Raw genomic sequence first — 11,067 nt, 5'->3', positions numbered from 1 at the left:
AGGTGGTCGGTGTCGATTCGGGGGCGGCCGGGGTGCCACCACAGGATCGCGGCGAGCTGCTCCAGGAGGACGGTGCGGCCCCGGGTGCTGAGGGTGCCGGTCCACCCGCCGCCGTCGCGGACGGTGGCGTCCAGGGAGACCCGGCCCGGGAAGTCCGCCAGGTCGAACCGCAGCACGGGCACATCCAGGCGGTCCAGCTCCAGGACGACCCGGTCCGCTGTCAGATCGGCGGTGGTGGTGATCACCAGGACCGGGCGAAGGTGTTCGGCGGGGGCGGCATCGGGTGTCAGCACAGGTCGCCCGCCCAGCCGCTGTCAGGGACCACGTCCATGATCTCTTTCTCCGAGCCGCTGGTCATGCCCCCGCAGGTCCGGGAGGGGTCGGCGAACATCCGGGCGGCCAGAGGGGCGCCGTCGGCGCCGACGGTCACCTGACGGTCCCGGTCGAAGACCGCGCCGCTCAGGGACGGGGCTACGGCAGCCCGGTACGGGGCGGTGAACAAGCGCAGGGCGAACGGGCGTGTGGCTGTGGTGGTCATGGAATCTCCTCAGAACGATGGGTCACGAGTAGGAGGGGAACGGCGGGGCGGGCCGCGGGCCTCGTCCCGGCTAGTCACCGCCACCTGCGTGGGCTTCCTGGAGGCGGGTGAGGGATTCCGCAGGCGAGAGGGCGCCCTTGTGCGCCTGTTCCAGGGGCCGTCCCCGGGCCGGATCGGTCGAGTAGTAGGCCGCGTGCGCGTACTCCTCCACATGCAGTGCGCGGCCGGGACCGAACCACAGCTCGGCCTGCACCCCCTGAGTCAGCACGAAGGCGTGGTCCGGCACGATGCGGACGGTGATCTCTCCTCGCTCGGCGAGCGCGATGACATGGGCCGATTGCTCACGCCACTCGGGGGAGGCCCTGCGTCTCAGCGCCCACCACTGCGAGGCGAACACGGTCACTGTCTTGCCGTGCCCCGGAGGCAGGGGCCGGGTGCTGGCCGCCGCTTTGTCGCTCTGAGACAGCAGGTCCCATTTGTCCCACCATGCCGCCGTAGCTGCGGGGGTGTGGAGGATCGGCGGCCAGCTCTGCGCGGAGTGGATGGTGATGGTGGTGGCGGCTGCCTCGCACGCGGCCAGCCTGGCCTGCCATCCGCGCGCGTCATCCATGGGGCGGCGACCGGGCATAGCCCACCGCCACAGTGCCCGCAGTGCCTGCGCCTCTTCCGGGTCGACGTCGTGGGCGGCGATGAGGCGCTGCACGGCAACGGCCGGGACAGTGCGCCCGGTCTCGATCAGGTTCACGGTCCGACTGGAGCACCGGGCAAGACCGGCGACGTGGTCGAGGGTGAGCCGGCGGGTCTGGCGCAGGTGGCGCAGGTAGGTTCCGGCGACCAAAGCGCCGGGGGGAATGGTCGTCATGAGGCCCTCCGCCCCAGCCTGGAATGGCGGATTCCGGTGCGGAGGATGAGCGCGGCAGTCCTGGGTGTGAGGCTGTAGCGCTGGCAGTACGCCCAGCCGTCGCCGAGGACCGCCCACTGGTCCGCGGTCATTTCCCGCCGGTAGGGGTCGGGGCGGTCGTAGCGCCGCCCGCCGTTGCGCTGCCCGCCGCGGTCAACGGCCGCCAGCACGTACACCACGCCCTCGGGCCGCAGCCAGCCCGCCGCATGGTCGAGGAAGCCGGGGCGGAGGTATTCCACGCTGTACCGGCAGCTGATCAAGTCCACGCTCCCCGGCTCCAGCCGGAGCGATTCCACGTCACAGAGTTCGTACCGGGGCCGGGGCGCGGTCATGATCCTGCGGGCCTGGCCGATCGCCGACCGGGAGTAGTCGTAGCCGGTGACGGTGAACCCCCAGCTCGCCAGCCGGCGCGTCCATGCCCCGTCACCGCATCCGATGTCGACCGCGACCGCGTTCGATCCGGGGCCCACCCGGGCGAGGAACTCGGAGTCCTCCGCAGGGCCCACGATCCGCGGGCGCTTCATCTGGTGCCACAGGTCCCAGAACTCCGGCCGGAGAGCAGAGTGGTCGGCCGCAGGGCAAGGGCATGCGGGCCGGTTTTCGGGCGGGAAGGCGGTGACACTCACAGCAGGGCCTTTCACGTGTGAGAACGGTCGGTGAGAGGGACCGGCCGCCGCCGTGCGCGGCGACGGCGGCCGGGACGCCGCTCCTCCTCCGGTGTGCGGAAGGATCGGCGCCGCTCCCCTTCCCACTGCGGCAGCCGTGCCCGGGGCGGCGGCACGGCTGCCAGGGGAGCCCCCTGGGAAGGTCGTCCCGGGCACAGGACGGGGGGTCGGTGCACCGGGATGACCGGGTCTGAAAGGGCGGGGCTACAGGAGCAGGGCGGCGAGCCAGCCGACGACCCCGAAGACGAATCCGCCGACGAGCACCACGGTGAACAGCCCGAAGCCGCAGTTGTCCAGCGCTCGATGGTGGCCGGCACGGGTCGTCTGGAGCGGGTGGCGGAGCGCGCCCGCCACCGCGCGGAAGAGGCAGGAGCCGGTGACCGTCACGTCTCCGCCTCCCCGTCTCCGCGGTATACGACGCCCAGGGCGCGCACCAGCTCCCGGGGCAGCACGAGCTGATCAGGCAGAGCGTCCGCCGGGCCGGCCGGGCGTTCGGGAAGGCGTCCGGCCGTGCTCCAGTGGCGGTCAAGCGCCCGCTTGGCCATGGCGCGCAGGACGGTCTCCCCGTCCGGGGCCTGGCTCATGCCCACCTCCCCAGCATCACGGCAAGCGCGGCCATCGCGGCGGCCGGATCCCACGAGGCCCAGCCCCACCCCGGACCGGAACAGGCCACCGGGACGGCGGACGCCGGAGCGTCCACGGCGGTCGGGGCGAGGGAGCGGACACGGTTCGGATGCTGGTTCATATTCGGTTCCTCGGACGAGAGGCCCTGGGCCGGGCGGGCAGTCTTCTGGAGCGAAGTGGGCAGGGGCTGCCCGGCTGAGGGCGGTGGACGCGCCCGGCCGCAGGAAGGAAGCGCCGTCTGCGGCCAGGCGCCGATTTCAGGAAGCCGTCCCCAGCACGGGCATGGTCATCGCCGCGTGAGGGGACGGGCCGGAGCGGTGTATGTCGAGGAGGGCTTGGCGGAGCGTCACCGGCCTTACCAGCACGGTCTGTTGCCACGGCCGCAGCCAGTACGAGCCCCCGCCGTCCGGCCCGCGTCGGCCGAGCGGCGGCAGCATGATCGTGTGCGGCGCCCCCACGCACACGGCGTACGGGTGCGGCTCCCACCAGGAACTCGTCCCGGGCGGCACCAGCCAGTACAGCCACGGATGATTCGGGGTGGCGCACCTGGCCACACCCGGCGACAACCAGGAGGCGTCGTCCTCGAAGGCGATGCGGCCGTCCAGCCAGGCAGGCCAGGGCCCGGGTCCGGTGCGGCAGACCGGACAGGCTACCGAGGCCCCAGAGACCACCGCCCCGCTTCAGGAGCACCAGACGTCGGTCCAGCGAGCCGGTGACGTGCACGGAACCCGAGTGGCCGTCGGCGAGGGCGGCCTGTAGTGCCCCGGGAGTGATCGACAGGCTGTGCAGGTCTCGTCCGGCCACACGATGGTGGTTGTCCGGTGATCCGGCCAGCCGCAAGACCGCCCGCAGCTTCGTACCGAGGTCTAAGGACACGGCGAAGCCAGCTCCTTTCGACGGGGAGAGAGTGGGGATGGGACCGGCGGGCGAACGGCGGGTGGAGGCGCCGCACCGCCCGCCGGGGATCGGCTGTCCAGAAGACCGAGGGTGCGGCTACAAGGAGTGGCGAGGCCCGCAGCGACAGGTGTGCGGCCCGTCAGCCGACGGTGGCAGATCCGGACGGGAGTGGGCCACAGCCCGAGTGGGAATCGTTTCGATGGCGTGGGGGATGAGGATCACGACCGGGGGCAGCAGGCCGAGGAGGGCCAGGCAGGCCAAGGGCCGCGCGACTCCCGGTTCACTGGCGGCGGGCCGGCCGCTCACGGCTTCTCCGCTTCCCGGGCAGACAGCGGGGCCCAGGAGAACAGGAGGCGGACACCCTGCTCTTGGTGCCAGGCGATCTCGCGCTGCCGGAGGTCGGCGGCCTGGCTGATCGTGCTGGGCCAGCGGACGATCACCACGCGGATGCCGCTGCTCGCGGCCAGCGCGCGGACCCGCAGCCATCCGGGGCGCTTCACGGGGTCCGGCTCGCCGTAGCGGTCGGTGATCTCGGCCAGAATGTGCAGGTTGTGGCGCTCGGCGAAGGCTTGGCCTTCTTCGATCGCTCGTTCCTCGGCGAGTCCGGGGGCGTCCGGGCTGCGTGCCGCACAGATGTAGAGGGCGGCCGGGGTGGGTTTTTCGACCGCGGGGGTTGGGGTGCCATCGGGTGGCGGCGCTGCCTCGGCGGGGGGCATCAACCGGGATGCGGGGGCGGTCCAGCCGTTCCCGCCGCCCTCCGGGCTGAGCTGGTAAGTGGTGGTTCCCGTGTCCTCCGGCAGGGCGATCACGACACCGGTTCGGTTCCTGCCGGTGTCGTGCACGAGGTCTCCGCGCTGGGGTTTCCAGCCGTGACCGGAGTCGGCGTCCGCCAATTGGTGGCGACGTCGGGATTCCTGGGGGGTACGTCGTCCTTCCGTCATGCCACGGACGGTAAGGACGCCGTCACCACTGAATATGAATCAGGAGAATAGACCCTGGTCATCCAGGTGAAAACGACTCGACATCCCCCGCAACTGCTCGCGTGTCGACGCGCGTTCGGCGTAGACGATCTTTCGGAGAGTCGCCCTGGCGATGGGGTGGTTCCGTACCAACTGTGGTGCCAGCTTCTCGGCCTGGCGGAGCTGTCCCAGAGCCTTGTGGCGGTCGCCGTCCCAGAGCCAGGCGCGCGCCAGGTCCATGCGGTGGTGCCCCTGGCGGGACTTGGGCAGAGCCGCGATCTCCTCGGGCCTGGCCTGCTCGTTCAGCCGCAAAGCCGCCGCCTGGTCGCTCAGCTCCAGCGCGATGCTGATGCCGTGGATGGTGACATTGCCCGCCGAGAAGGTCAGGGAATGCCGGTCCTCGACGGGCTCCCCCTCCGGGTCGCCCGAACGCGTCGTGGCTTCGCGGGCGAGCCCGAGCCGGTGGTCGGCCTCGGCCGCGTTGCCCGCCCTGGCGGCGGAGACCGCCGCCCGGAGCTGAAGGGTGCCCCAGGCCCGTACCGCGAGGGCCTCGCCGTGCTCGTACTCCGACGCGATGCTGTTCAGGGCCTTGTCCGCGAGTGCGATGGAGTCCGCCCAGTCCGCTGTGGCCCACATGTCCCACACGCGCATCCAGTCCGCCACCGCGGGCAGCACCGCGTCACCGGAAAGCCTGGACGCCCAGGCCACCCTCTCGCACGCCGTGGCCACCAGCTCCGGATGCCCCAGGGCGTGAGCGGCCGTGTGGGCGAATTTGCAGCACACCGCGTAGATGCCGAACGCTTCTTCCCGCTCATGGCCGGTCGACACCTCGGCCAGGGCATGGGCCTCCCGCAGGAGGTCGGGCAAGCTCCGCAGGATCGCCACGTTCGCCGCCGCGTCCCGCAGCCGGTGCAGCCGCTTCAAGTCCTGCCACAGGGCACCGGACGAGCGAGGGGGGCCGTCGAAGACCGGCGTCAGGTCGTAGCGCCGCAGCTCTCGAAGAATGGACGCGGCGGCCATCTGCCACTGGTCCTCGGGGCGGGTGCCGACGTACGGGCGGTCGATCAGGTCGTTCGGGTGGCAGTGCAGCGCGGCGGCGATGGTGTTGATCAGCACAGCCCGGTCCAGCTCGATATGGCCCTTCTCGACCTTGGATACCCAGCCCTGTGTTTTGTTGACCGCGGCCCCGAGGTCGGCCTGGGGCATCCCGAGGGCGAGCCGCCGACGCTTGATCCGGCGACCGATGGCCTCTTGCTCTTCCAGTTCGTACGGCATAGTCGCAACGTCCTGTTCAGTGGAATGGAGCCTCCACCGAACGGTACTCGTGACACGTGAGTTGCGTAAACGTGTGCAGTCTGCACTCGATCAGGGCGCAGGCCGCGCGACGGTCTCAACTGTGAGGCCGCTGGTGGGACTGGCTCTCTCCCGGGGCTGCCGCTGTCGGCGGCAGACCACTGTTCTGCGGAGTGGCCCTGAATGCAGCGGTCGTGAGGGTGGTGCGTCGACGGGCGGCTTCGGCTCGTGGGTTGGATACCGGGTTACGGCTGGTGTGCCGGATGCGCGTGATGAGGACGCGGGCGGGTTGGCGGGCCGTGGTCAGTTCTCGTTGCGCGGCGGCCTCTTTGAGGAGTTGGTGGGGGTGGTGGCCTTGGGATTCGGCGTCGGTGAGGACGGTGGCGAGGGCGGGCCAGGCGGGGTCGTTGAGGATGCGATGGGCGTGGTCGGGGACGGCGGCGTGGACGTCGCGGGCCAGGACACGGCCGACGGATTCCCTGGGCTGGCGGTGTTCGAGGGCGGTGATCTGGGGTGCGAGTGCCTGATCGGCCGCTGTTTGGAGGTGGTGGACGGCTCGGTGGGCAGAGTCCGCCTGGTGGGCGTGGCCTCGGGCTTCGTGCCAGCGCGCCGCGAGGATCGCGGCCCAGACGAGTGCGGCGACCAGGGCTGCGAGGGTGCTGCCGTCGGGGCTGGTGGCGGTGTGTGCGATGTCGCGGGCGGCGGTGCGCAGGGTGAGGGCGGCGCGGTGTTCAGCCCGGATCTGTGAACGTTGGGCGCGCGCGAACGCCGTGGACGCGGCTCGTAGCTCCGCTTGAAGGGCAGCGGGCGCTTTCTGAGCCGTGGCTTCGATGAGTTCGCCGAGGGCGGTGGTGTGGGCCTGGGCGCGGGCATCGCCGCTGGTGGTCTCGGTGTGGAGGGTGTCGAGTGCGTCGACGGCCCGGTGCCAGGCAGTGGTGGGGTGGGTGCGGCGGGCGGTTGGGTGTTCTTCGGGGCGGCTGGATTCGAGGCGGGCCCGGAGCTTGGGGAGGGTGAGGTCGGGGGCGAGTTTCCCGCCGGGGTGGAAGATCTGTTCGCCGTCCTTGTTGAGGTCGTCGGGTCGGCCGAGGGAGTAGCCGAGGAGGTCTCCGGAAGGGCCACGGCGGGGTTTGACGGCGACACCGTCGGCGGTGAGGTAGGCGAGGAGTTCCTCGGTGTCGGTGACGTGGGGGATGGCGGCGCGGACGCGGTCCTCGAGCCAGCGGCGGCTGGTCTGGTCCCAGCCGAGGCGGGCGGCCTTGTGCATCTCGGCCTGGGTGGGGGCGCGGCTGCTCGTGCGGTCGCCCCTCTTCAGTTGCCGCAGGCCGTACTCTTTCTCGATCTTCCGGCACTCGTCGCCGACGCGGATGCCGCTGTCGTGGAGCTTGGGGCGGCGTCCGTCTTCGCGGACGGTGGTGGCGAGGATGTGGACGTGGTCGTCGGCGTGGCGGACGGCGACCCAGCGGCAGCCGAGGTCGTCTCCGGCGGGGGCGATGCCGGCGGCATCGACGATGCGTTGAGCGATCTCTCCCCATTCGCTGTCGGAGAGGTGCCGGTCCTCGGGGGCTGCGCGGACGGGGCAGTGCCAGACGTGGTCGGTGACCTTCCTGCCGAACTCGCTGTTGCGGAGGTGGACGGGTGCGTCGAGGTGGTGGGCGAGCTGGGTGAGGGTGGCGTTCTCGTCGCGGCCGGGGTCGGGCATGCCGAGCGTGGCGAACGCGACCACGATGTGCGGGTCGAGGTGTTCGTCATGACGGCCGGGGCCGTAGAGGTAGGCGAGCAGTCCGCGGGTGTTCGATCCGGCCGGTTTGATGGCGGCGATCACGCGGCAGGGTCCGTCCCGGTACCGGCGGGCTTGCGGAGGCCTTCGGCGATCAGCTCCAGCAGGTGGTGCAGCTCGTCAAGACGGTGACGTACGTCGGGTGGGGTGAGGTCGCTGTTGAGGGCGCGGGCGATCTGGTTGACGTTGACGCCGATGCGGTTGAGCTCGCGCAGCACCTGGGCGCGGAACATGTGGGTGCGGCGGCGGTCCTCGGACAGCGGCAGGTTCGCGGTGAACCGACCGGTGATAAAGGCGAGGACGATGTCGGCGGCGAAGCCGGATCCCCCCTTGTAGCCGTGCTCGGCCGCAGCCTTCTGGAGGTCGGCGTGCTCGTCGCCGGTGAACCGCAGCGGTCCGACGCGTATGGTCCGCTTGGTGCCGGTGAAACGGCGGATCGCCGGCTGGACGCTCTGCATATCTCGCTCGCCTGTTGGCGGCTCGGTGGTGGGCGTGGCGTGGAGGATCTGCTGCTGGACGGTATGGAGTTCGTCCTGGTCGGGGCCGCCCTCGGCTCCGACCTCCCGGTCCGGCGCCCCCTGGCGTCGGGCCGTCTCCGCCACCCCTGGGGCGGAGATCCCCGAAGACCGGCCTTGAGTCGGACTCGGGGTACTACTGGCTCCGCCCGGGGCAACGGTGGTGAGTGCATGGCGCAGACGGTCCAGCAGTTTGGGGGACTTCGTCGGGGGAGCGACACGGCCGTCGATGGAGTACGAGTGGTGCGGGTCGTGTTTCACGGTGGACATCCAGAGCGGAGGTGATGGCGGGGAGGGGCGGGACGAGCTCTTGGGCGCTTGATCACGGGCCCCGCCCGCAAGGGTGGACGCAGGGGAACTGTCGGGGCGGGGGTGGTCGGAAGAGTTCCGATCACCCCCGCTCGTTCCGGTGAGGGCGGGTCAGCTATCGGCGGGGGCGGTCTCGGATTCGGTCCGCAGGATGCTCATGACCTCGGTCAGCCGTTCGCCGCCGACCTTGAGGCCCTTGTCCCTGATCGCTCGGAGGACGACGGAGCGGGATACCCGGCCGTCCTTGGCGACGGCGGTCTGGCCGATCTCCACGAGTTCGTCGAGGGTGGCGTCCGCAGGTCGCCCACCCCGTCGGGCGGCTTCCTGTTCACTGGCGGGTCGGTCCGGAGCCGACGTCGGGCCCGACTGAGGTGTCTCGGCGTTGGTGGTTTCGCGGGTGATGAGGATGTGGAGGTGGACGGCCCCGGCGAGCGCGAGCGGGGCGAGGGTGGACAGGATCCCGACGGTGAGATCGCTCAGGTGCAGTGGGCCGGGTGGGTTCTGCTGGTTGATGCGTACGGCGTGGAGGGCGTTGGCCCAGATGCTGGCGCAGGTCGCGGTGCCGAACAGGGCCCAGACGTAGAGGCGGGCCCGGAACGGGGCGGTGCGCAGCACGAGGAGGGCGCGTACGCCGTAGGCGATGAACCCGTCGATGACGAGCGGGAACAGGTAGGTGAGGAGTCCGCGGACGTGGATGGCGACGGCCATCTGCTGGAGGGCGTCGTACGAGAGGGCGCAGGCGGCGGTGCCGAGGGCGAGGATCACGGTGCGGTCCCAGCCGGTCATGCGGTGACCGGCAACGGAGTGCGCGGACGGTATGGCAGATATGGCCATGAGGGCGAGGCTCCTGGGGGTGGTGCGTGGGGCTGCTGGTGTGGTCCGTATTTGCCGTCTTGGCCGTTGCAGGCGCAGGTCAGGGCCGGTACGGCACCCGGGCGGTACGAGTCCCCGGTGGTGTCGTTGCGCTGCGGGACGGGTCGTAGGACGGATGAGGTCCGTTTCCCGTCCCGGAGCACAGGGCTGTGACCTGCGGCGATACGGCGGAGACGGTCGGGACGGCACAAGACGGATCGGGACGCGGTTCCGCAGCCCGAGGCGGGCCGGTGGTGATCGTGTTTCCGTCTTGAGCCTGGTTGCCGTCTCATCGGGATGCCTGTTGACCTGCGGGATCACGGCAGGGACGGCACGGACGGCAACCAGGGTGGGGTCGGGTCAGCCCTCGGCGGTGACGGGTCCGGTGTCGACCGGGTGGACGGTGGGGCAGTAGCGGCGCCAGGCATCGGCGAACTTGTTGCGGGTGTAGCCCTTGCGCTGGATGTCGCCGACGCGGACGTTCCCGGAGGCGATGGTGTAGTCGCGGAGCATGGCGCCGAGCCCGCGTGGTGTCAGCCCGTGCCGGCCCCATTCCGCCCAGGGGGCCTCGGTGTCGCTGTTGAGGGCGAACAGGAGGTCGTCGGTGCTGAGGCTCTCCGGGTCGCCCTTGGCGTGGAAGATGCGGCGGATGTCGGCGAGAATCCTCGCCCCGCCGGGGTTCTCCTCCTCCGCCCGCTCCTCAGCCGTGACCATCCGCGCGCACGCGGTCCGGGCTCGGCGGGGCCAGGATCCGCCCGCCAGGTCGGCGATGATCACCAGGGGTTCCCAGGTGTCGGCGGCGCGGTCCTCGACCGGCAGTTCCGGTTCCAGGTCGGCTGCTTCGTCCAGCAGTGGGCGGGCCCAGGCGGCGATCCGGTCGCGCAGTTCGTGCAGGGCCGGGATGTCTCGGCGGGAGCGGAACGGTTTGACCTGCTCCCCCTCGGCCCGGCGGCGCATGCGGATCACCACGGCGCGGTCCATGATCGTGTCGGGGAGGTCACCGATGCCTGCGATGGCGGCCATGGCGAAGGTGGCGAACTTGTGCGGGGTGTGGTCGTTGCCGACGACCCGGGTGACGTAACGGTTCCGCTGGTGCCCGGCGTTCAGCAGGCCGCGCATCTCCTCGTTCTTCTCGGCCTGCTTCGGCGTGCCGAAGATGGTGTCCGCCTCGTCGACCAGGAGGGTGGGCGGCTCCTCGGTGATCGAGCGGAAGACCGCCGCAGGCGTGGTGTTGATGGTGAGCATCGGCTCGTGGACCGTCTCGGTCAGCACATCCAGCAGCCGGGACTTGCCGCACCGTTTCGCCGGGCCGACGACCGCGAGGCGCGGCGCGTGCTGCCACGCGGGCTGAAGATGCGAGGCCGCAACCCACAGCGTCACGGCGTCCAGCGCCTCTGATGAGGGCAGGATCACGAACCTCGCGATCTGGACACGCAGTTCGTCCAGCGGGGCGGACCCGGCGGTCGGCTCCGGATCGGGCGCCGTCTCGTGGGACGGCACGTCTGCCGGAGCAGGGTCCGCCGCATCTCGGCCGACCGGCGCGGACGCTTGGGCGGTGCGACGGCCGGGGGTAGCGACCGGAGGCCAGGGCGGCTTGGCGGGGGTGGAATAGGGCTCGGTGGGGGTGTGTTCCACTGGGCGGCTCCTCGTCTGACGGTGGCGGGCACGCGCGCCCTTGCCGCCGGGTTGGTTCTGCACGGACCGTTCGGGGGTGCTGGGGCCTCCGGCGTTGCACCG

The 11,067-nt window shown here is 71.2% G+C and carries 14 protein-coding genes; all 14 read right to left on the bottom strand.

Annotated elements, in window-relative coordinates:
- Window positions 1-293: MvdC/MvdD family ATP grasp protein (locus ACWF94_RS21045; protein ID WP_453490366.1), on the bottom strand; the 293-nt coding region annotated here is incomplete at its 3' end.
- A complete protein-coding gene (gene tgmA, locus ACWF94_RS21040; RefSeq protein WP_453490363.1) occupies window positions 287-538 on the bottom strand; it encodes a putative ATP-grasp-modified RiPP in 252 nt (83 codons plus the stop codon). The genes ACWF94_RS21045 and tgmA, both read right to left, overlap by 7 nt.
- A 70-nt stretch (window positions 539-608) precedes the next feature.
- Window positions 609-1,400, bottom strand: coding sequence for a Scr1 family TA system antitoxin-like transcriptional regulator (locus ACWF94_RS21035; protein WP_453490360.1), 792 nt, complete (start codon window positions 1,398-1,400; stop codon window positions 609-611).
- A complete protein-coding gene (locus ACWF94_RS21030) occupies window positions 1,397-1,963 on the bottom strand; it encodes a class I SAM-dependent methyltransferase (RefSeq protein WP_453490357.1) in 567 nt (188 codons plus the stop codon). Before ACWF94_RS21030 ends, ACWF94_RS21035 begins: the two co-directional genes overlap by 4 nt.
- Window positions 1,964-2,308: 345 nt before the next feature.
- The gene (locus tag ACWF94_RS21025; RefSeq protein ID WP_453490354.1) at window positions 2,309-2,491 is read right to left on the bottom strand and encodes a hypothetical protein; all 183 of its coding nucleotides are present in this window, start codon (window positions 2,489-2,491) and stop codon (window positions 2,309-2,311) included.
- The gene (locus ACWF94_RS21020; protein ID WP_453490351.1) at window positions 2,488-2,688 is read right to left on the bottom strand and encodes a hypothetical protein; all 201 of its coding nucleotides are present in this window, start codon (window positions 2,686-2,688) and stop codon (window positions 2,488-2,490) included. The genes ACWF94_RS21025 and ACWF94_RS21020 overlap by 4 nt, the downstream gene beginning before the upstream one ends.
- On the bottom strand, window positions 2,685-2,849 hold the full coding sequence (locus ACWF94_RS21015) for a hypothetical protein (protein ID WP_453490348.1): 165 nt from the start codon (window positions 2,847-2,849) through the stop codon (window positions 2,685-2,687). Before ACWF94_RS21015 ends, ACWF94_RS21020 begins: the two co-directional genes overlap by 4 nt.
- A 136-nt stretch (window positions 2,850-2,985) precedes the next feature.
- On the bottom strand, window positions 2,986-3,399 hold the full coding sequence (locus tag ACWF94_RS21010; protein WP_453490346.1) for a hypothetical protein: 414 nt from the start codon (window positions 3,397-3,399) through the stop codon (window positions 2,986-2,988).
- A 528-nt stretch (window positions 3,400-3,927) separates the two neighbouring features.
- Complete coding sequence (locus ACWF94_RS21005) at window positions 3,928-4,566, bottom strand: hypothetical protein (RefSeq protein ID WP_453490344.1); 639 nt, start codon at window positions 4,564-4,566, stop codon at window positions 3,928-3,930.
- Between the two features lie 39 nt (window positions 4,567-4,605).
- Window positions 4,606-5,859 carry a helix-turn-helix domain-containing protein gene (locus ACWF94_RS21000; protein WP_453490341.1) on the bottom strand — a complete coding sequence of 418 codons (1,254 nt, stop codon included), beginning with the start codon at window positions 5,857-5,859 and terminating at the stop codon, window positions 4,606-4,608.
- A gap of 115 nt (window positions 5,860-5,974) precedes the next feature.
- Complete coding sequence (locus ACWF94_RS20995; RefSeq protein ID WP_453490338.1) at window positions 5,975-7,699, bottom strand: relaxase/mobilization nuclease domain-containing protein; 1,725 nt, start codon at window positions 7,697-7,699, stop codon at window positions 5,975-5,977.
- Window positions 7,696-8,439 (bottom strand): MobC family plasmid mobilization relaxosome protein, encoded by a 744-nt coding sequence (locus ACWF94_RS20990; protein WP_453490335.1) that lies wholly within the window; start codon window positions 8,437-8,439, stop codon window positions 7,696-7,698. Before ACWF94_RS20990 ends, ACWF94_RS20995 begins: the two co-directional genes overlap by 4 nt.
- Window positions 8,440-8,589: 150 nt before the next feature.
- Window positions 8,590-9,312 carry a DUF2637 domain-containing protein gene (locus ACWF94_RS20985; protein WP_453490332.1) on the bottom strand — a complete coding sequence of 241 codons (723 nt, stop codon included), beginning with the start codon at window positions 9,310-9,312 and terminating at the stop codon, window positions 8,590-8,592.
- A gap of 378 nt (window positions 9,313-9,690) precedes the next feature.
- Entirely contained in the window at window positions 9,691-10,965 is a 1,275-nt protein-coding gene (locus tag ACWF94_RS20980) for a DUF3631 domain-containing protein (protein ID WP_453490329.1), read from the bottom strand.
- Window positions 10,966-11,067: the final 102 nt, after the last annotated feature.

This window comes from Streptomyces sp. NPDC055078 (assembly GCF_053607985.1).
This window is presented reverse-complemented; position numbering and strand designations above follow the sequence as displayed.